Source organism: Lacticaseibacillus boliensis, from assembly GCF_054784775.1.
The window spans coordinates 1-20,878 of record NZ_BAAIHN010000035.1 but is presented as its reverse complement, the minus strand read 5'-3'; the positions used below and the strand labels follow the sequence as shown (position 1 = coordinate 20,878).

The 20,878-nt window shown below is 51.1% G+C and carries 23 protein-coding genes and 1 riboswitch; of the genes, 16 read left to right on the top strand and 7 right to left on the bottom strand.

Annotation, left to right across the window (positions count from 1 at the left end; genetic code table 11):
- Positions 1-111: 111 nt before the first annotated feature.
- The 4 genes from ACYVRB_RS11960 to ACYVRB_RS11945 form a co-directional block, all read right to left on the bottom strand.
- Positions 112-555: a DUF956 family protein gene (locus tag ACYVRB_RS11960; protein ID WP_461215639.1), complete on the bottom strand. Its 444-nt coding sequence runs from the start codon at positions 553-555 to the stop codon at positions 112-114.
- 323 nt (positions 556-878) lie between these two features.
- Positions 879-1,790, bottom strand: coding sequence for a PTS system mannose/fructose/sorbose family transporter subunit IID (locus tag ACYVRB_RS11955; RefSeq protein WP_461215637.1), 912 nt, complete (start codon positions 1,788-1,790; stop codon positions 879-881).
- A gap of 16 nt (positions 1,791-1,806) precedes the next feature.
- Positions 1,807-2,622: a PTS mannose/fructose/sorbose transporter subunit IIC gene (locus tag ACYVRB_RS11950; RefSeq protein ID WP_461215635.1), complete on the bottom strand. Its 816-nt coding sequence runs from the start codon at positions 2,620-2,622 to the stop codon at positions 1,807-1,809.
- Positions 2,623-2,682: 60 nt separating this feature from the next.
- The gene (locus ACYVRB_RS11945) at positions 2,683-3,657 is read right to left on the bottom strand and encodes a mannose/fructose/sorbose PTS transporter subunit IIA (RefSeq protein ID WP_461215634.1); all 975 of its coding nucleotides are present in this window, start codon (positions 3,655-3,657) and stop codon (positions 2,683-2,685) included.
- Between the two features lie 421 nt (positions 3,658-4,078).
- Positions 4,079-4,248: riboswitch (Lysine riboswitch) on the top strand.
- Between the two features lie 181 nt (positions 4,249-4,429).
- Between ACYVRB_RS11945 and ACYVRB_RS11940 the strand changes: the two genes are divergently transcribed.
- Positions 4,430-6,004, top strand: a complete 1,575-nt coding sequence (locus ACYVRB_RS11940) for an ABC transporter permease subunit (protein ID WP_461215633.1) — start codon at positions 4,430-4,432, stop codon at positions 6,002-6,004.
- A complete protein-coding gene (locus tag ACYVRB_RS11935) occupies positions 6,004-6,750 on the top strand; it encodes an amino acid ABC transporter ATP-binding protein (protein WP_461215648.1) in 747 nt (248 codons plus the stop codon). Before ACYVRB_RS11940 ends, ACYVRB_RS11935 begins: the two co-directional genes overlap by 1 nt.
- A gap of 48 nt (positions 6,751-6,798) precedes the next feature.
- Here the strand turns inward: ACYVRB_RS11935 and ACYVRB_RS11930 are convergent, their stop codons facing one another.
- Positions 6,799-6,996: a hypothetical protein gene (locus tag ACYVRB_RS11930; RefSeq protein WP_461215632.1), complete on the bottom strand. Its 198-nt coding sequence runs from the start codon at positions 6,994-6,996 to the stop codon at positions 6,799-6,801.
- Positions 6,997-7,129: 133 nt separating this feature from the next.
- On the opposite strand from ACYVRB_RS11930, the gene ACYVRB_RS11925 reads away from it, so the two are divergent.
- Complete coding sequence (locus tag ACYVRB_RS11925; protein WP_461215631.1) at positions 7,130-8,341, top strand: RNA-guided endonuclease InsQ/TnpB family protein; 1,212 nt, start codon at positions 7,130-7,132, stop codon at positions 8,339-8,341.
- 22 nt (positions 8,342-8,363) lie between these two features.
- On the opposite strand, the gene ACYVRB_RS11920 is transcribed toward ACYVRB_RS11925, so the two are convergent.
- A complete protein-coding gene (locus ACYVRB_RS11920) occupies positions 8,364-9,005 on the bottom strand; it encodes a hypothetical protein (protein ID WP_461215629.1) in 642 nt (213 codons plus the stop codon).
- A gap of 139 nt (positions 9,006-9,144) precedes the next feature.
- Positions 9,145-10,101 carry a hypothetical protein gene (locus tag ACYVRB_RS11915; RefSeq protein ID WP_461215628.1) on the bottom strand — a complete coding sequence of 319 codons (957 nt, stop codon included), beginning with the start codon at positions 10,099-10,101 and terminating at the stop codon, positions 9,145-9,147.
- A gap of 564 nt (positions 10,102-10,665) precedes the next feature.
- Here ACYVRB_RS11915 and ACYVRB_RS11910 point away from each other — a divergent pair.
- The 13 genes from ACYVRB_RS11910 (at position 10,666) to ACYVRB_RS11850 (ending at position 20,673) form a co-directional block, all read left to right on the top strand.
- Entirely contained in the window at positions 10,666-14,475 is a 3,810-nt protein-coding gene (locus ACYVRB_RS11910) for a SpaA isopeptide-forming pilin-related protein (RefSeq protein ID WP_461215647.1), read from the top strand.
- Between the two features lies 1 nt (position 14,476).
- Positions 14,477-14,719, top strand: a complete 243-nt coding sequence (locus tag ACYVRB_RS11905; RefSeq protein WP_461215626.1) for a hypothetical protein — start codon at positions 14,477-14,479, stop codon at positions 14,717-14,719.
- Positions 14,720-14,760: 41 nt separating this feature from the next.
- The gene (locus ACYVRB_RS11900) at positions 14,761-15,084 is read left to right on the top strand and encodes a DUF961 family protein (protein ID WP_003606404.1); all 324 of its coding nucleotides are present in this window, start codon (positions 14,761-14,763) and stop codon (positions 15,082-15,084) included.
- A gap of 18 nt (positions 15,085-15,102) precedes the next feature.
- A complete protein-coding gene (locus tag ACYVRB_RS11895) occupies positions 15,103-15,474 on the top strand; it encodes a YdcP family protein (protein WP_260185179.1) in 372 nt (123 codons plus the stop codon).
- Positions 15,475-15,548: 74 nt separating this feature from the next.
- Positions 15,549-15,812, top strand: a complete 264-nt coding sequence (locus tag ACYVRB_RS11890) for a hypothetical protein (RefSeq protein ID WP_260185180.1) — start codon at positions 15,549-15,551, stop codon at positions 15,810-15,812.
- Positions 15,813-15,825: 13 nt separating this feature from the next.
- Entirely contained in the window at positions 15,826-16,077 is a 252-nt protein-coding gene (locus ACYVRB_RS11885; protein WP_461215625.1) for a hypothetical protein, read from the top strand.
- 19 nt (positions 16,078-16,096) lie between these two features.
- Positions 16,097-16,384 carry a hypothetical protein gene (locus ACYVRB_RS11880; protein WP_461215624.1) on the top strand — a complete coding sequence of 96 codons (288 nt, stop codon included), beginning with the start codon at positions 16,097-16,099 and terminating at the stop codon, positions 16,382-16,384.
- Between the two features lie 12 nt (positions 16,385-16,396).
- Positions 16,397-16,939, top strand: a complete 543-nt coding sequence (locus tag ACYVRB_RS11875; protein ID WP_461215622.1) for a hypothetical protein — start codon at positions 16,397-16,399, stop codon at positions 16,937-16,939.
- Positions 16,932-18,329, top strand: coding sequence for an FtsK/SpoIIIE domain-containing protein (locus tag ACYVRB_RS11870; RefSeq protein WP_461215620.1), 1,398 nt, complete (start codon positions 16,932-16,934; stop codon positions 18,327-18,329). Before ACYVRB_RS11875 ends, ACYVRB_RS11870 begins: the two co-directional genes overlap by 8 nt.
- On the top strand, positions 18,319-18,594 hold the full coding sequence (locus ACYVRB_RS11865) for a hypothetical protein (RefSeq protein WP_461215618.1): 276 nt from the start codon (positions 18,319-18,321) through the stop codon (positions 18,592-18,594). Before ACYVRB_RS11870 ends, ACYVRB_RS11865 begins: the two co-directional genes overlap by 11 nt.
- Positions 18,591-18,851: a hypothetical protein gene (locus ACYVRB_RS11860; RefSeq protein ID WP_461215617.1), complete on the top strand. Its 261-nt coding sequence runs from the start codon at positions 18,591-18,593 to the stop codon at positions 18,849-18,851. The genes ACYVRB_RS11865 and ACYVRB_RS11860 overlap by 4 nt, the downstream gene beginning before the upstream one ends.
- A gap of 315 nt (positions 18,852-19,166) precedes the next feature.
- Positions 19,167-20,357, top strand: coding sequence for a replication initiation factor domain-containing protein (locus ACYVRB_RS11855; protein WP_461215615.1), 1,191 nt, complete (start codon positions 19,167-19,169; stop codon positions 20,355-20,357).
- On the top strand, positions 20,347-20,673 hold the full coding sequence (locus ACYVRB_RS11850; RefSeq protein WP_461215613.1) for a hypothetical protein: 327 nt from the start codon (positions 20,347-20,349) through the stop codon (positions 20,671-20,673). Before ACYVRB_RS11855 ends, ACYVRB_RS11850 begins: the two co-directional genes overlap by 11 nt.
- Positions 20,674-20,878: the final 205 nt, after the last annotated feature.

The following is a 20,878-nucleotide window of genomic DNA, read 5'->3' as shown; positions in this document are numbered from 1 at the left end:
CCCGATAACCGTAATCCGTCCCTTCACACAACAAAGGATGCGCATGATTTTTGCGCAATATACAAAAACAGGCGTGTGCCTTGCGACACACGCCTGATTTGCAAAATATTCCTAACGTGCCTTCTTCTTGCCAATACTCTTGATCGTATTGGGGAAGTTGCGGATAAACGCCGGGAAGTTCTTGATGGCCTGCTTCAACACCTGCCAGAAGCTCAGCGACCGGACGATGTTTTTCGCCGGGATATGTTCCCGGCAAGCTCGCAACACCGCCTTAGGGTCATGCGCAGAAAACGTGTAAGTCCCACTCTTCTTGGTGCGCACTGCAAAACGTGGGATCCACTTGCCTCCGAACATGATCGAAGCGATGATGACATCGACTTCGTTCCATGGGATCTGGATGTAGTTTTTGATATTGCGGTCATCGTAAAACTCGAAACCGTGGTTACCGATCATGATCTTACCATAATCGCCCAGCCCCATGTAGCTGGTACCTTTGGTCTCGTATTCAATTTTGGAATTCAACGACTCAACTTTAGCGACAACTGATTCGACCATTGATAATCACCGTTTCCCCTCTTATTCTGTTTACATTATACCAGACCCACACGTCGGCACACGTCGGCCTTAGGTCTATTTTTTGTATCTCGAGCCATTCGCTAAAACCGCTTTGTTCCGCTCTGGTTTTTTTCGTCGAGCTGCGTGGTGCAACGCGGGTGCGGTTAGCTACACTATCGTGCTCGGGGCAAAGCACGCCCCAACCACGATAGCTAGGCTACCCGACCCGCTAAGTGCGCACCACTCCGCTCTGGGTTCTTCACTCTGGTACAAAAAACGACCCGGACACGAGTGCCCGAGTCGCAAAATCTTCGCAGAACTGATTACATGATGTGGAGAACGTGGAAGACGATACCAACAATGAACAAACCGAAGATGATGATAATTGGTGAAACCTTCTTCTTCAGTAACCACATGCACAGGAAGGTAACCAGCAAGCCGGCAAGACCTGGGATCAAGGAATCCAAGTTCTGTTGCAAGGTCGTTACTTTGTGGTTACTCAAAGACAAACCAGCAGCTTGGTCTTGCAAAGCCTTTTGGATACCCTTAGCGCCAGATGGCAGGGAGTTCCAGTCAATGTAGGCACCCTTGTCGAGCTTAACATCAGAAACGGTTGGGGTGAACTTAACGTTAACCCAACGTTCAACCAGAGAACCCAAGATGAACATACCTAAGATGGAAGCACCCTTGGTAACATCTTGCAGCAAGGTACCAGACATATCGTCGGCAATCTTCGAACCAGCCTTGTAGCCGAATTCTTGGGTGTACCACAGGAAGGCGATACGGATAATGTTCCAAACCACGAAGAAAATGATAGGGCCGATGATCGAGCCAGACATCGCCATGGATGCGGCCAAAGCACCAAGGATTGGACGAACGGTGAACCAGAAGACAGGGTCGCCGACACCAGCCAGAGGACCCATCATCCCGATCTTAACACCTTGGATCGTAACGTCGTCAACGGCAGCACCATTGGCACGTTCTTCTTCGAGGGCCAAGGTAACCCCAATAACAGGGGAAGCCAAGTATGGGTGAGTGTTAAAGAATTCCAAGTGACGCTTCAAAGCAGCGACACGGTCTTCTTTAGTCGTGTATAACTTCTTCAAGGCAGGGATCAGCGAGTAAGCCCAGCCACCGTTTTGCATACGTTCATAGTTCCAAGAACCTTGCAGGAAGGTCGAACGCCAGCAGACGTCCCAACGATCTTTTTTAGTTAATTTGATCTGATCAGCCATTGTGTTCTACCTCCTTCTAATAATTGTCGATGATGTCGCCAACGGCATCACCTGTACCGGTACTTGCGCCGCCATCGGAGGAACCGGAACCGCCCATCTTGGACAGGTTCAAGTAGATGAGGGCCATGCCGACACCGATTGCACCAAGACCAATCAGGGTGATTTCGGTAACCGTGCCAAGCACGAAGCCGATCGCGAAGAATGGCCATACTTCAGCGGTTGCCATCATGTTGATAACCATCGCATACCCAACGGCGACAACCATGCCACCACCAATGGACAGGCCATCAACTAACCAAGTCGGCATTGCATCAAGCATTGCCTTAACAGGACCGGAACCAACAGCAAGGACGAACCCTGCAGGAATGGCAATACGCAGACCCTGTAAGCAGATCGCGATCCATTGCCAGATATCGATCTTTGTGAACGAACCTTCTTCAGCGGCATGGTCCATGATATGAACAATACCAGTGGTAACGGTACGAACTAAGGTCGTCAGCAACAAGCCGGCAACAGCCAGCGGCACAGCCAGCGCAACGGCGGCAGAAACGCCCGCCTTACCTTGGCCACCAAGGACAAGAATAATAGCAGATGCAACAGAAGCCAAGGCAACGTCAGGTGCGACAGCGGCACCGATGTTCGCCCAACCTAAGGCGATCATCTGTAAGCTACCACCTAAGATGATACATGGCACTAGGTTACCTGTAACCAAGCCAATCAACGTGCACGCAACAACTGGTTGATGGAATTCGAATTCATCAAGAATCCCTTCCATCCCAGCCAGGAACGCAACGATGAGGACTAGGATGATTTGAATGAAGTTCAAAGACATTGTAGTATCCTCCCTTTTTCCTGGGTAAAAATATAAACAAGCGGCAAAACGCTTAAATCACTACTTGGCAGCGTTCAAGGCGTCTTGAGCCTTCTTCAAGATGTTATCCATGTTTTCTGCGGAATCGGTTGGGACCTTACGAACATCAAACTTGATGCCCTTAGCCTTCAACTTACCGAAGGTGTCGATATCTTCTTGATCGAATGCCAACACTTTGTTTGGTTGTACCTTACCTGCGGAATGCGCCATAGAACCGACGTTGATTTCCTTCAGTGGCACACCACCATCGACAGCACGCAACGCGTCTTCAGGATTTTCGAATAATAGCAGTGCTTTTTCACCGCCAAAGTGCTTGTCGTCTTTGGCGATCTTGATCATCTGATCAACTGGAACAACATGCGCGTGGATGCCACCAGGAGCAGCATCGGTGATCAATTGCTTTCTAAGCTTGTCGCGAGCAACGTTGTCAGAAACAACAATGATCCGCGTTGGCTTAACTGACTTCGACCAAGCCGTTGCAACTTGTCCGTGCAGCAGGCGAGAGTCGATACGTGCAAGGACGTATTCGAGACTGCCTGGACGGCCAGCGTTACCACCCTTGGCAGCTGGTGCAGCTGCGGCAGCAGGTTTTGGTTCAAGCGATTCAGGCTTGATCTTGACCCCGTCACGTCCTGCTTCTACCAAGTGTGCTGCAATCTCATGTGCTGAGGTCATCGACAGACGCGAGCCATAAGCTTCAATGAGCATCGGCAGGTTCAGACCTGTAACGATTGCCCACTTGTCCTTATGTGCTTCGAACAAACCGTTGGATTGGTTGAATGGTGAACCGCCCCACAGATCGACTAGGAACAACACTTCGTCGTCCGCATCGAACTTCGCAATGGCTTCTTCAAGATGTGCTTTCAGATCATCTGGTCCTTCGTTGGGCATGAAAGTAACAGCTTCGACTTTCTCTTGCTCACCGAAGATCATTTGACCGGATTGCTTAATGCCAGCGGCGAATTGCCCGTGACTAGCAAGAATGATTCCGACCATTGTTTGTCGCCTCCTAAATAATATTTGGGTGTGGGTCCCTCTACACGGAATAATGAGAATAATGTGCAGAAATTGCCCACGAAATGAATCCCCAAGAGCTAGTATGCCGTTATCACGGGGCTTTTGCAATCCCTTTCTTGACGCAAAATTGAGCGTTTTCATGAAAGGACTATACCAGCGGGCATCAGCGAAATCTTTTCTTGTTAAATTTTTCTCGAATTGTGGGGCTGTGCCGTATCTAAGACTGGAAAATGTGAGACGTTTTGGCGATTTTGTTTTCACGGGCTATGGAAACAGTTGTGATGTTAATAATCGATAAAACGTTTTTATTTTTGGGAAAACGTTTTATCATCGATCACCATAATACGTTGACGGACGCAGGCGCATCCGCTATACTCGCAACAAGACATATGAATATCCACCAAGAAATAGAGGTCGCGGGTGGTGACGAACGCAACGGAGGGCTGAATCCCGATGAAGTTGCCGTAAGCATCCCCGCCGAAATCTCCTGTGCGATTCGGCGCACATCAGGTTGGGCTAAGCGAGAAAATCGCTTAGACTGTCGCAGCAATGCGGAGCGCTATGATTCTGGTTTTAACTACTGAAATCAGGGGATCGACCTTTATTTAATTGAGGGTCGATCCCCTTTAATGTTCTCTCTATTCCTTCGGTGAAGAGCGAAGCAACGCGCACTTAGCGCGTAGCTCGACAACAATTGCAACGTGACGCCTTACCGCGTCACTCGCCAAACCACGAAGGAGGACAATGTCTTATGAAGAAAGTGTGGCACTACCTGTTGGGGGTAGCCATGATGATAGGGATAGCGGCGGCGGTTGCCGGCCGGCCGACGCCGGTTTCGGCAAGCGGCACCTTCAAAGTCGGGATGGAATGTGGGTACGCCCCGTTCAACTGGACCCAGTCGACGTCAGCTAACGGCGCCGTCAAAATTCAAGGCTCCCACGACTACGCCAACGGCTATGATGTTCAGATGGCCAAGAAAGTCGCCAAGGCCTTGGGCAAAAAGGTGGTCGTGGTCAAGACCTCTTGGGATGGCCTCCCACCTGCATTGACTTCCGGCAAGATCGACGCGATCATCGCCGGGATGTCACCAACGCCTGACCGCCGCAAGACGATTGACTTTACCGATACTTACTATGCTTCGAAGCTGACGGTGGTTGTCCGTCGCGACAGCAAGTTCGCCAAGGCGAAGAGCATTCAAGATTTCAAAGGCGCTAAGATCACGGCGCAACTGTCGACCTTCCATTATCAAGCCATCAAGCAGATGAAGGGTGTCGTCAAAGAAGAAGCGATGAACAACTTCCCGGCAATGCGGGTGGCATTGGAGTCTGGCACCATCGACGGGTATGTCTCCGAAATTCCTGAAGGCATCACTGCCCAAGACGCTAACCCGAACCTGAAGTACCTGAAGTTTTCCAAGGCTAACGGTTTCAAGACCAGCCCGGAAGACGTCGACCTCGCCATCGGCTTGCGCAAAAACGATCCGGACAAGGCCACCATCAACGCAACCTTGGCCAAGATCTCGACCAAGGAACGCAACAAGCTGATGAACACCGCCGTCGCCGTACAGCCAGACACCTCCAAACAAGGCAACTGGTTCCTCAGCATCTTGAAACAATACGGCCCGATGTTGCTTCGTGGCACCGGCATGACGCTGTTGATCTCCTTAGTCGGGACGATCGTCGGCTTCATCATCGGCTTGCTGGTCGGCATCGTCCGCACCATTCCCAAGCCTAAGACCAAAGGCAAGCGTGGCCTCCAGTGGTTCATCAACTGGCTGCTGAGCGTCTACATCGAAGTCTTCCGAGGCACGCCAATGATCGTGCAGGCCGCCGTGTTGTATTACGGCGCCGCCCAGGCCTTTGGCATCAACATGAACAAAACGATGGCGGCCTTAGTGATCGTGTCGATCAACACCGGGGCTTACATCTCTGAAATCATCCGTGGCGGGATCATCTCCGTGGATGAAGGTCAGTTCGAAGCCGCCCACGCCTTGGGCTTCACCCACCTGCAGACGATGATGAAAGTCGTTTTGCCACAGGCGGTGCGCAACTCCTTGCCGGCGGTCACCAACGAATTCATCGTCAACATCAAGGATACCTCGGTGCTGTCGGTCATCTCGGTTTCCGAACTGTTCTTCTCTGCTGAAACCGTCGCCGGGCAAAACTTCCAGTTCTTCCACACCTACCTGATCGTCAGCGGCATCTACCTGTTGCTCACCTTCACGATCTCTCGTCTGTTCCGCTTAATCGAGCGCCACATCGATGGTCCGAAGAACTACAACGTCATGAACAACCAGATGCAAGTTGAAACGCCGGAGGTGAAGTAATCATGGCAGAACCGATCATTCAAGTACAAAATCTCAAAAAAGCCTTCGGGACCCATGAAGTGTTGACCAACATCAACTTCGACGTCAATCCCGGCGAAGTGGTTTCCATCATCGGCCGCTCCGGTTCCGGGAAGTCGACTTTGTTGCGCAACATCAACCTGCTGGAAGAGCCGACCGGCGGGGACATCCTTTTCCACGGCAAAAGCATCTTGGGGCAAAATTTCGACCTGCCGCATTACCGTGCCGCCGTTGGCATGGTGTTCCAGCAGTTCAACCTGTTCAACAATCTGACCGTGCTCGACAACGTCGTCACGCCACAAACCACCGTCTTGCGCCGCAACGCGCAAGATGCCAAGACCCACGCGATGGAGTTGCTCCACCAAGTCGGCATGGACCCGTTCATCAACGCCAAGCCCGACCAGCTTTCCGGTGGGCAAAAGCAACGTGTCGCCATCGCCCGTGCTGAAGCGATGGATCCGGAAGTCTTGCTGTTTGACGAACCGACCTCGGCGCTCGACCCGGAAATGGTCGATGACGTCCTCAACGCGATGAAGGCGCTGGCCGACACCGGCCTGACGATGATCGTGGTTACCCACGAAATGGAATTTGCCAAAGACGTCTCCGATCGGGTCGTCTTCATGAACCAAGGCGTCATCGCAGAAGCCGGCTCACCGGAACAAATCTTCGACCACCCGACGCAAGCCGTCACCCAAGAATTCCTGAAACGCTACTTGAACCGCGCATGAGTTACCAAAAAGGCGGTGAATTCCGACATGGGGTTCACCGCCTTTTGCTTACTCATCGAAGTTGCTGGCGACAGTCGCCTGCTCATCACTTCCGCTTGGGGCATCGTCGCCGGTGATGGCTTGGTACATCGCCATGCCGACCGTGCCAAAAGGCTTCACGGTGAGCTCACCGTCGCTGGTGATGGTGAATTCAGCGACCGCCGGGGCAACACTCGTGTCATCATTGGCACCATAGTGGTCATTCATTGATAGTGTTTTAGCAGGAAACCTCTGATTTTAATCAGGGGAGGAATGCCGTCCTGTACCTGCTTCTCCTTTGTTAGCTTGGTATCTTTACATAGGAACACACGTTTGGTATAATTTCTGTGGAGGGATAGCCATGAAACAAGCCGTCACCCTAAAGCTGCGCATGACACTCACTGCAGAGGATGCGCTGTTGTTACAAGAAACGATGAACCAGTTTGCATTGGGTTGCCAATTGGTGTCGCAGTACGTCTTCGACCACGAATTTGTCCTTGATCAAGATGCCTTGAATCAGGCACTGTATCACCAATTGCGCGCAGAGTTTGGGTTGAAAGCTCAGATGGCACAGTCTGCGATCCGGCACGTTGTTGGCAACTACAAGACCGTACAGACTCAGATGAGAAACGATCCATACGCTTTTCGGGATCGCTATACTGGCCAATGGACGCGTTGTCCACGAGACCTCACTTGGTTGCGGCGGCCATTACAGTACCGTAAGCCGCAACTCAAGTTAGTGCGCAACCGGGACTGGTCGTGGTTGAAAGACGGTCGCCTGTCGCTTAACACCTTGGCTAAACGCGTGCGTATCACACCGCATGTGCAGGGCTTTGAACAGTACTTGACGCCTGACTGGCAACTTGGTACAGCGACAGTGGTGCCCACTGGTGGCCATTATTTCTTGCATATTGCGGCCATCAAGGAACTCCCTGATATTGACCGCCTGCAGTTTCAAGACATCGTTGGCATCGATCGTGGCTTACGCTTTGTGCTGGTCACCCATGAAACTGCTGGCCGAACGAATTTTGTTTCTGGCAAGGCAATTGCGAACAAGCGGGCCAAGTACGACCGCCTCCGTCAACAACTGCAACGCAAGCACACAAAATCTGCTAAACGACGCCTAGGCCGACTTTCAGGACGAGAGAACCGCTGGATGAGTGATGTCAATCATTGCTTATCAAAGACACTCGTCTCAAAGGCAGCATCTAAGACATTATTTGTTGTCGAAGACCTCACAGGTGTTCGTCAACAATCCAGACGCCAAGCACAAGCGCAACGAGAACTTCATTCTTGGGCTTTCTTCGAACTGGAACAAGACCTTCGCTACAAAGCGGTTTTAGCGGGTCACGAAGTTATTACCGTCTCAGCTCGATATACCAGTCAGCGGTGCGCAAAGTGTGGACGAATCGATAAGACCCAGCGTGATCGCCAGCACCATGAATATCGCTGTGCCGCGTGTGGTTACCAAAGTAACGACGACCGGATTGCGGCAATGAACTTAGTGACTCTGGGTCAGCGGTACGTGGCTGGTAACAACCATCCACACTTTACAAAAGAAGTTGTCAGGTAAACCTGATAATTGACGGGCATTGTCAACTGCCCGACGATGCAGTCGCAATACAGTGGGAGCCTGGAAGGTGTTTGACCACTATGTCAATGACACGCGAATTGCAAGCCACTGAATTTATTCGGTGGTAGTTGACGTACTCGTGATCTTCTGCCAAAGAAACCACCAGCTGACCTTGGTCGTCTTTGCTGATCTGCCAGCCGAAGATATTCGGATCTGCGTTGTTCCCGATGTCATAAGCATCTGGCGCGTACTGGGCGATGTTACGCATGATCCAGTCCTTAACCTGTGCAGTGGTAAGATTCTGCATATCGACGCCATTGCTGGTCGCTGGCGAACTGGCGGAACTTGCCGTCGTCTCGCTAGACGCTGAAGACGACGATTGAACAGAAGCTCGCGCCGTTTCTTCCTGCGACTTGCCTTGTTTGAGATCTGCGTCATAGGTCAGGTGGTGTTTTTTCAGCAGCGGCTGCAGTTCTGCCTTAGAATAACTCAGCTTCGCCCCGTCGCCATCGACAGTTTGCACCTGCTTGGCCGCCACCGTGATCGTCTGCCCTTGGGTGTCGCTGCTTTGATCACCAATGAACCAATCGTCACCGCGTTGTTGCACGCGCAACTGCGACGTTGCGATCGCTTCGCCACCCTTAGACTGGGCAAATGCCGCCATCGCATATTCCTCTTTGGTATAGGTGACCTGTTTGCTTGATGCCGCTGAAGACAAGGACGACGGTTATGACACCGCCTTTTGCCCACATCCCGCCAGCACCATGACGCCTACGATCCATAATTGCTTCATGGCCCGCTTCCTAATGGTTGAACTTCCCATAGTAATTCAGCTCGCTGGACTTCAAGGTGTAGGTATGCCCGTTGATGATATCGATCGTCAAGTTGAAGTCAGTATCAGTCGTATCTTCATAACCATGAGCAACCAAAATTTGACCGCCGGTGCCGTCACCGCCTTGATTCGTGATTTTATCTAGCATCACATTATATCCGCCATCGCTACCGTCAACATAGGCCGTGGTCCAGAACCACGGGCTTTCACTTTGAGAACCTGGGCGATAAAAATCTGAAGTCTGCTTCCCCTGTCCCGAAACGGTAGACGGATCCTCAGTTGCCGTCCCCGAGACGCGCTCAAGCGCCTGGATGATCGTATCATCCGCTTGGCTACTTGCGTCTGAACTGGCTTGCTTAACCGTGAGCCTGCTCGCCACGCTGGCCAGATCCGCTGAACTTGCCAGCTTCTGCCAAGCAGACGCCAGATCGACGTGTAGCGCGTTGGCACGTATCCCATCATAGGGTTCCGGGCTTTGCGTAGAAAACAGGTAGGCCTGATCACCATCGATCATGATAAAAGGTATCTTGTCATCTTGCTGGATGCTTAACGCATAAACACTCACGCTACCGGGCTTATCATCTACCTCTTGCGGCGATGACGTCGCCGTCTCATGCGCGTCTTGTGCCAGCAGGTCACTGCCGCTCGTTGTATAACTACTAGAACCTGATGCCAACAACACCAACGCCAACTGTTCAGTGACGGTTGGCTGGCGGGTCGTCTGGCTCTGGCTACTACTGGAAGCTTTGCTACTTTCGGCTTCACTACTCGACGATTCTGACAAAAGCTTCGAGCTTGATTTCTTAGTCACTGACTGTTGGCTACTTTGCGCCTTGTCTTTTGGCCCTTGCACCTGGCCGCCACACGCGGTCGTTCCAATCCCGATCGCGACAAGCATCGCCGGCAACAGCCACTTACTGATTTTCATTGTCATTTTCCCCTCACCCTTGCCGGTGTCAGCCCCACCCGATGCCGACAACAATAATCATTACCTTTTCCATTTAAGCCTTCGCTGATATTGCTGTCAAGATTCATTAATGCACAGAAGCCTCACGCCAACTTCACACTTTCACCACAACTTGCCTGTATTGTAGTCAATATAGAAACGAGCTATTCCTTGCTTCTACAAGAGCGAGCAATCGCTCGACCACCCCACTTTTTCATTACCGCTTAGCGGTGTCCCCGCACCGCTAGGCATTCACTCCTCCAAAGTAATAGTCCTTAAACGTTTGGAGCAAGAAACTCTCTAAACGGGCATTTCTAGCTTCATAGAAAAGCGTTGAAGGACGAAAAAGTCAGTCAGATGTGCCGCTTATGTGCCACGTCTGGCTCAACCCTTACTCCTTGGCCGCCACCCACCCAGTGACGGCCATTTTTATTGGTCTAGTTTTTATAGCCAACAGGAGCAGGGAAAATTTCATATTTCACCTTGGGACAATCGTTCAACTACGGTTGTCTTTTTTTGTCAAAAAATTTGGAGGACAAAATATTGATTAACAAGGTTCGACGATCCGCAGTGATCGTTGCGTTACTCTCGCTCTTCGTCCAACTCTTTATCCCGGCTTCAATGGCGATTGCCGCCAGCATGACCAACACTAAGGTCGCTGACTGGACTAACACTTGGCACTTGCATCTGTTCAATGGTTTGCATTGGACAGAAAACGGTATCTGGATGAAGAAAGTGGACGGTAAAGTTGCCTTCTGTGTGGAGCACGGGGTCGATCTCGATATGAGCGGCTCCGGCTACAACCCCAGCACCTACTCCGATGCTAAGAAGGATCAACTAGCCAAGATTGCATACTATGGCTACCATCAGAACCCAACCAACCGCAACTACGCCGTGACCCAGATGATTATTTGGGAAACACTCGGCGATTCGTTGCTGACGACGACAAATAAATCCTATCAGTCTGAAAAAAAGGCGATTCTTGATAAGGTCGCTGCGCATGATCGCAAACCGTCGTTTAACGGCAAACAGATTACGCTTGCCGTTGGCGATTCAATCACCTTGACTGATACTAACGGACGGCTCGCAGCTTTCGCCCAGCAAACGGCGAACACCGCGAACCTCAAGATTACGAAGTCTGGCAATACGCTCACGTTAACGGCTACCGCCCAGTCGAAGGAATCTGGCAAGGTGGCTTATGCGATTGCCAAAGCTGCTGACGTGGGCACCTCTTTCGTCTACACGAAAGGCTCACAACAAAAGATTGTCAACTTCAAGCTCTCCAACAATGGAGAATTTAGCCTGCCAATCAAAGTCAACTTGAATGGTAACGTGAGGGCCAAGAAGGTTGACGCCGACACCAACAAGGCATTGCCCGGGGCGAAACTCAAGTTCGCATACAACGACACTACCAAAGAAGTCACAACCGGTGCTGACGGCTATGCTGCCTTGAATGACTTGAAGGCCGGCACCAAGGTTACCGTCTCGGAAGTCACTGCTCCTAACGGGTACGTCAACAAGGGTGAACTCAAGGAAGTCACCATCGAACCCAACAAGACCATTGAAGTCGTTCTCGGCAACAAAGAACAACTCGGTAACGTGACCCTTGCCAAAATCGGCAAAGAGTTTGGCAGCGACCTGTTCAATGCCTACTACTCACTGAACGGCGCAGTTTACGGGATTTATACCAGCACCGGTACACGGGTTGGCGCGATCACTACTGACGGCAATGGCAAAGGCACCTTGCAAAACCTCAAGCTCGGTAGCTACTACGCACTGGAAGAAAAAGCCCCTGCTGGCTACGTTCTGAATACGGCTAAGCTACCATTTGAATTGAAATATGCTGGTCAAACTGTCGCGGTCACTACTGCTCACGTCGATACGACCGATCAAGAGCAACGCGGCACTGCCACTATCGAAAAAGTTGACACCGTTACGGTTAAGCAGCCACAAGGTGCTGCCAGCCTTAACGGTGCTGTCTACGAACTCCACCGTGCAGCTGACGACAAGCTCGTGAAGTCAGTGACGATTGCAAACAATACTGCGTCCGTTTCCGGTTTGGAACTGGACGATTATTACTGGCAGGAAGTTAAGGCGCCAACTGGCTACATGCTTGATCCACAAAAGCACGCCTTCAAGTTGGCTTACGCTGGTCAGAACGTCACGACTGCTGCCGCTACTACGACGGTCAAGGAACAGGTCATCACTGGCGACCTTGATTTGCTCAAGTACGGGAACTACGACTGGTCAACGCAAGGCAAAGGCACTAAGCCGGTCATGCTCAAGGACACCCGGTTCATCGTCACCAGCAAGACTACCGGCAAGGTCGTTCGCACTGGCCTCACCGATGCCCAAGGATACGTGAAATTCGCGGATCTGCCTTACGATACCTACACCGTAGCTGAAACTAAGACCCCAACGGGCTACAACGGAATCAAGCCGTTCACGGTTACTGTTGACGGCACCCAGAAGTCCCAGCATTACACGATTGAAAACAAGGTTATTGAAGAAAAGTTGCGGGTGGTCAAGGTTGATACCGAAACCGGGAAGACCGTGCTGCGTGCTGGCGCAATCTTCCGTGTTAAAAATTTGCAAACCAACAAATACGAAGTCCAACCAACTGCCGATAAGACCGGCACGACTGATAAGTTTGTGACCGATAACAGCGGTGAGTTGATCACCGCCGAAGCGCTTGGCTACGGCAAGTACCAGCTAGAAGAAGTTCAAGCTCCAGAAGGCTATGTACTGGCGAAGGAATCAGCCAAGTTCACCATCGACGGGAGCCACAAGGACGGCATCGTGGTCATTAAGTTCGCGGACCTCTCCCAAAAGGGTGTCGCCACCTTGACCAAGACCGGGGCTACCCCAGTCGCCGTCGAAAAAGTTGAAACTGAATATGGCGATCAGTATAAGTACCGCTACGACTACACCGCTCTCGCTGGTGCGAAGTTCGAGTTCAAAGCAGCCGAAGATATCACGACCGCCGACGGCACCGTTCGTGCCCACAATGGTGACGTGGTTGCTACCGGCGCCACTGACGCTCAAGGTCAGATTCAGACCCCAGAACTCTATCTTGGCAAGTACACGGCAACTGAAATCTCTGCACCAAACGGGTTCATCATGAACACCGATCCGATTGCTTTTGAACTCAAGTATGCCGGGCAAGAAGTGACGCTGACCTCCACCTCACTTGAAGCCAAAAACGACTTCCAGCAGCTCGACATTACACTTAACAAGCAAGAAGAAAGCATCACCGGTTGGAAGGACAACCTCCCCGTTATCAAGAACATCGCCGCCAACGGTCAGGTCTTCGGCTTGTTCACTCAAGGCGAAACCAAGATCGGCGACACTGTGATTCCTTCTGAATCACTCGTCGCCACCACAACGGTCAAAGACAGTAAGGCTGAATTTGGCGCGATCCAGTTGCCAGAAGGCTACTACTACGTCAAGGAACTTGATGCTGGTGAGAAACACGACTTGAACACGACTATGTACGGCTTCCATTTCCACACCACCGACAATGAGAAAATCAAACACATTGACCTCAATGACGGCAAGGTAATCGACAACAAGCTCCACGAAAATGAACTGTCATTCAAGAAGATCAATGAAGTTGCCACGCTGGTGTCGGGCAAAGGTTACTCCTACGCCATGACCGGTAACGCAGCTGGCGCGGTTTTTGAATTGCTCGACGCTGACAAGAAGGTCATTCAGACGATCACTGTCGGTAAGGATTCCACCGGTTCCATCAAGCACCTATCAGTTGGCACCTTCTATCTCCGTGAATCCAAGCCTTCTGCCACCAACCTTGTCTTATCGAAGGAAACTCTCAAACTCGTGTCTACCAAGGATGGCGTGACGGTCTTTGATAGCAAGGACAAGCAGATTGGCGAGACCAAAGCTAACGCTAAGGAACCCGCGATTGCCTTTGAACTGACCAACAACTTGATCAAGGGCACGGGCGAACTGACCAAGACCGACGTTTCCACCGGAAAGCGGCTGCCAAACACCGGCATCCGCATTCTGGACGAAAACGGCAAGACGGTTGTATCTGGTCGCACTGACAAGAACGGGGTCTTCTCCTTTGGCAATCTGCCTGCTGGTAAGTACAGCTTCCAAGAATATGACGCACCAAAGGGCTACGAAATTAGCGAAGCCCTCGTGCCGTTCGAGATCACTAAGGATGGTGAAATCGTGAAGGCCGTCATGACCGACAAGCAGACGCCTAAGCCTGGCCTCCCACAAACCGGTAACGTGACGTCCGGCTGGCTCATCGTCATCGGTGTAGTGCTGCTGCTCGGCGTCCTCGCTGCAATGGTTGTGATCGGTGGTGCCAAGAAGAAAGACGGCAAGTAACATGCGCATTTCTTCTATCAGTATGTACCCCGATCCCAGCGACGATGTGCTACTCCAAGGCGACATCGTACTGGATCATGTACTCATCTTGAAAAACGTGAAGCTCATCGAAGGTCAGTATCGCTGGTATATCCAGTTTCCGCGATACGCTGATGGGCGCACCGTTCACCCAATCTCCAAGTCGTTTTACGATTATCTACTTCAACAATTATCCGAATACTATCACCAAGCCACAGCCGAGTAGCCCCACTACCCGGCTTTTTGAATACGAAAGGAAGGCACAACATGGAACTCAAATTTGTTGCACCAAACATTGAAAAGACGTTCGGCCACCTGTACTTCGGTTCGCTCAAGCGCGAGCTGTCAGAAGGTGATCGCGACAATCGCAAGGTTGTCTCCCGCACTTACGAGTTGTTCTCCGACTTGCAGCGCACCGACAACATTGAAATCACCATTCCGGCAAAGAAAGGTGACAAGGCCGAAAGCATTGAAGTTGATGCACCGGTCACTATCATCAAACCGCGCATTGCAACTGTTGGCTACCGGATTGGTGAACAAGCCTTTGTTCGCTATATCTGCAATGCCGACGATATTGTCCCAGTCAAATAAAAGAAAAGAGGAACCCACATGCGATTAGCAGAAGGCATCGTTATCGACTTAGAAGAAACCTTTGGCGTCTTGAAATTCTCCGGCCAGCGTCGTGAACGCTTCGTCCAAGACGAAGACGGCAACCGTACCGACGACGTGAAGGAACGCACCTATGACTTGAAGTCCATGAAACAAGGAATGATGATTCAAGTTTCAATTCCGGCAGACGCTGGGGTCAAAGACTTCAAGTACAACCAGATTGTGACCTTGGTTGACCCAGTGATCGACACTGTGGCAAACGCGAATTTCAATCGTGTTGAAACCTCGTGGTACATGAAGGCCAAGGATCTCGTGATTGCCACCGCACCGGTCAAGCCGCAGGAGAAGCCAAACAACAATGACAAGAAATAGCTTATTGCCCGACTCCTCACGTGCACCGCCCGCTGCGGCGGTTGCTTCCCACTAACGAAAGGAGTTGATCACAGATGATGACTTCCACCCTGACCGTAGTTGGTCGTGAAGTGTTCATCGACGACTATAACGAAGAAATCGACAACGACTACCGCCTTGACCCAGACGAGATCCTGCAAGACATGGTGGAACTCATGGAAGAAAGCCCTGAATCCTACCAACACCTGCATATCGACAGCGAACAGACCAACGACGGCATGAATAAGCTGTTCTCGTTCACTTTATACCAAGGTGAGGATGGCTTGCGGCTCTCGTATCTGGGCGTCAGCGATGAATGAAAGGACTGATGACATGGCACAAGCACTAAGCATTGACGGCTTTTTGGAAGACTATCCCGCACTAGTTGACCCTGACTTTCACGATCCTAGCCCAGACGCTTTGGTCAACATGGTACTGATGGCTGCTGAACAGGCAACTGCTGGCGAACCGTTTTCTATTTGGGTAGACGGCGAATGTACCCGCGATCATGAATCCAAAGAGTTCAGTTTCAACATCGACACTGAAGACCAACAACCATCTATTAAATATATTGGCGTCAAATAACGCCCAAAGGAGAATTTCTATGAATGACCAAGTAACCCTGATCGGTTTGAACAACTTTCTCGGCACCTATGATCTCAACGCCGACTTTGTTGGTGGCGCGCCAGAACCCGGTGAAATTATTCTAGGGCTGATTGAATCCGCAAATGAAGGTATTGAACAGGGCATGAACACCTGCTGTCTGATTTTGCAACGAGATCTGTGTGAGAACAAAGTCGCTTTTGCTCACGGTGCACGCTTTGAGTTTAACGTTGACCATAGCGCGTTGGGTTTGGTGATTGGCTGCGACTGTCTAGTAGAAGACCTGTGAAGGGAGAGCAGTATGCAGCAAATAGAGATGATTGGTCTTTACGAATTTCTGAATCAGTATTACGGAACGGCTGGCCGATATTCTCCTCGTGAAGAACGCCTTATTACAAGCCTGTTTTGTCGGGCAAAGCGTGCACTTCGTTCTGGTCAACCGTTTGTTAAAGAAAAGCGCGATGCCGAATTTACAATTCATGGCAACGACGAACTCTTTTTGTTCTCGCTACATGAAAGTCGTCATCGTATAACCGTCAAGTACGAACCGTGGGTTGCTCCAAGACGACCGTTGCAAGGGATTCGTTTTGAAAACGTGGACGTCTTCTTGAATGCTTACAACTCTGTTATTCTTCAAAAGGCTTGTACTAGGCTTACTAAGGGGGGGCCATTGGGTTATCTGCTACATGAAATTTCAGAGTGTCAATTATACCGTGGAAATGGGTTTGTTCTTACAATGCCTGCCGAAGATGTCCGTCATCACCGGCACGATGCTCGCTTTTACTTTTCGCTTGAGCCAATAATCAACGGTGTAGCTTTTCAGTTCGTAAATGTCTATGTTTAAGAACATTTGGACTTATCGCGGTGTTCGTGTCTATCCCCGTCAACGCAACCTGCTCTACAACACGGCTATGACCGTTGTGATTTGCTTGTGGGTAACTGGGGCTTCCATTGCCTATTGGCCGCTGCTAAAACAAATCAACTGGAAATTCTTAAGTTGGCCGGACGTGGCGGCACTGCCTTGGTCATGGATACCGCTGATTATCAACAGTTTATGCACGGCACTACTCTTTGGTGCTGGTCTGTGGGCTATCCGAACTTGGTTTGCGGATTCCTACAAGCAGATGGAACATCGTCAAAAGCTCGCCCGCATGATCATGGAGAACAAGTGGTACCAAACTGACCAGTCCAACAGCGAGAGTTTCTTCAAGGACTTAGGCTCAACGCGCACCAAAGAGAAGATTTCGCACTTTCCCAAAATATACTATCGGCTCAAAGACGGGCTGATCCACGTTTCCGTTGAGATCGTCATGTCTTCCTATCAAGACCAGCTCCTGCACTTGGAGAAGAAGTTAGAGGCTGGTCTGTACTGTGAACTGGTTGACAAGATCCTGCACGATTCTTATGTCGAGTACACCTTGCTTTACGACACCATTGGCAAGCGTATCACCATCGCTGACGTCACTTGTGAGCATGGCTCCGTGCAGCTCATGGAAACTGTGGCTTGGCACTATGACGCGCTACCCCACATGCTGATCGCTGGTGGTACGGGTGGTGGTAAGACCTACTTTATTTTGACGCTGATTGAAGCACTACTGAAAGACGGTGCCCAGCTCACCATTCTTGACCCGAAAAATGCTGACCTCGCCGACTTAGCTGACGTGATGCCGGGGGTCTATTCCAAGAAGGAAGCCATGCTCGGCGCAGTGGAAACCTTCTACCAAGAAATGATGCGCCGCAATGACGAGATGAAGCAGATGCCCGGCTACAAGACGGGTGAAAACTACGCCTATCTCGGCTTACCAGCTCACTTCCTGATTTTTGACGAATACGTCGCTTTTATGGACGCCTTGGGGCGCGATGCCATGCAAGTGATGTCCAAGCTCAAACAGATCGTCATGCTTGGCCGTCAAGCTGGCTTCTTTCTCGTATTGGCTTGCCAACGGCCTGACGCAAAGTATTTGGGCGACGGGATAAGAGATCAGTTTATGTTTCGCGTGGCGCTTGGGCGCATGAGTGAGCTGGGCTATTCCATGATGTTCGGCGAAACCAACAAAGACTTCTTTCAAAAACCAGTTAAAGGCCGCGGCTATGTGGACACTGGCGGTAGCGTGATTTCTGAATTTTACACACCACTAGTACCGCGCGGCTATGATTTCCTCACCGAAATTGGCGCCGCAGCCAATACCGTACCCGCAACCCCAACAGAACAGGAGGTGCCAAATGAGCACTGATGTCAAAATCGAAAACCGCGCGCAATTCCTCAACGACTTTCACGAGAACGTGCCTTTCCAGTCTGACGAAGACGCGGAAGACCAACTCGAATGGATGGCAATGCACGCCCACAAGTACCCAGATTCACGAATCTGGATGGGTGCTCCCGGCGGCCTGACCGTTGATCGCCTTCCGAAGCGCTTTTGGTTCAACGTCACTACTGGCGACGACGGTGGCTTGACCATGACTTACACCAACGTCACAGATGAAGGTGATGAAGAATGATTACACCACAGTTTAGAAACAAGATGCAGTTTACAGAAGACTACGCCAATACAATCAAATCTGGAACAATGAGTGATTCCGAAGACGCCTTGATGGAACTTTGCGATTACATCGAGCCGTGGGAAGATGGCGATCACTGGCTGGAGCTTACCGCTGACCGTACCGTATCGGGCAAACCCGTATACTTCTGGTTCACGGCCGATATTTCTGGCGACAGCATGGTTCTCACTTACCATGACTGGGCGCACCATTACTAATCAGCTTCATGCCGTCACCAAAACAAAGCCTTTGAAAGGAGCAACTCAATGACTACCCAATCTGTTCAGCAAGGCTGCACCCTGCCGCCACGCGCGGCGTGCAGCGCGAAAGCCGCAAGCGTGAGTGGCAGCGGTCGGCGCCAGCCGACCGCTTACCCCCAGTACTCTAACAGGGGGGTATTAAATACAACGTCTGTGCCTGAACACGGGGTAGAAAGGTTGATATGACGGCGTTCATACGAAAATTAGCAAATTGTGGATGGTACCTCCAATCCATAATTTTTATTTATCAAGAAAGGAGTGAGCCATTCGTACATGGAAGAATGGACAGATACAGTCAGATCACGCCGAAAAAGACTGGGACTGACCCAAGTACAGGTTGCCCGCCGGTTAGGCGTGACCTCGCATCATTTCAGCCAAATTGAAAGTGGCCGGACTAACCCTAGTGCGTCGCTACAAATGGAAATCGACCGGCTGCTAAAGAACTGGAACGATGAACCGGAATTGACGCTGATGTTTGACTACATGCGCGTGCGATTCTCCACCCATGACGCCAAGTCCGTGATCACGAAGATTCTCGGTCTGACACCCGAACACCTGATATTTGAGGAACACGGCTTCTACGGTTATTCAGCCATGTATATCTTCTCTAACATTCAGGTCATGGTGGCACCGGCTGGCTCCAACCTCGGCACATTGGTTGAGATGAAAGGCCAAGGCTGCAGAGAGTTTGAAGGTATTCTCCTTAGCCACGGTGAAAACTGGTACGACTACTTTCTTCGAGTCGATGAAGCTGGCGGCATCTTCAAGCGGGTCGATATTGCGATTAACGACATGGTTGGCCTGCTAAGTATTCCGGAGCTGGTCGATAAGTGCCTGAACAACGAATGCATCTCTGTCATGCGATCATTCCAAGGGCTGCAATCAGGCAAACTCGTGGATCTCGACGAGGCTGGCCGAGGCAATACGCTTTACGTCGGCACAATGAAAAGCGACGTGTATTTCTGCATCTACGAAAAAGCCGCTGAACAAGCTGCCAAGCGTGGCATCTCGCTTGCCGATACCCCGATTATCAACCGCTTTGAAATTCGCTTGAAAAACGAGCGGGCTATCAAAGCGATTGAGAACATGCTGATTACCCGCGACGCTGAAAAGGTTGCGTTCGGTATCATCACCCGCTATATGCGCTTCGTGGATGAAGTCCCGGACAAAAGCCGTCTCAAGTGGCCGCTTAACGAACGTTGGGCATACTTTCTTGGCAAAGGACGCCAGCCGATCCGCCTGACCACGGCGCCCCAGCCCTTTGACCTGAACAAGACCAAGGCATGGCTCCAAAAACAAGTCATGCCCACGCTCAAGGTTATCAAGGAAATTGACAACTACTTCGGCACTACTGACTTACAGCTCATGATCAAGGACGCCGAGCTGACCGACAAGCATCTCAAGCTGATTGAGCAACAGACTGTTGGCAGCGAGGAACTAGGAGGTGACATGTTTGGTCAATGACGTGCTGGCTTCCCACCCGCTGCGAGGCAAGGCGTTCAAAGACTGCGTGCTGAACGTCTACGTCTACAAGGCCGCGCTAGTCGGCGTCGTTGAGCACAAGAAGTACCGCCGTATCTGCGACATGAACAGTTTTGGCTTCACGGCACAAGACTACATCGCTTGGCGGCACCAGCAACAAGAACACCCGGCGGCTTTGATTGGCCGCGATGGGCGCGCCTTGAACTACGGTGAGCTGCGCCGACTGCTTTATCAAACTGCCGAAGAATCAGGCTGGCCGGTCTTCGCTGCACCAGCGGAAGAACTGTTTTTCGATTAACCCACTTGGTCGCGATTGACCGTGGCAAAACAATCGCAATTCAAAAAGGAGTGATGGTCACAAATTCAACTAAAGGAGCCTGGATTATTCACCTCGGTATTTGGGACATGAAATCGCATCTGGCCGGTCTGAAAGCAACGTTTGGAGCGTTGCGAATACTGACTGAGCGGAGAAGTTGGTGATCGATGCACCACGAACAGACCGA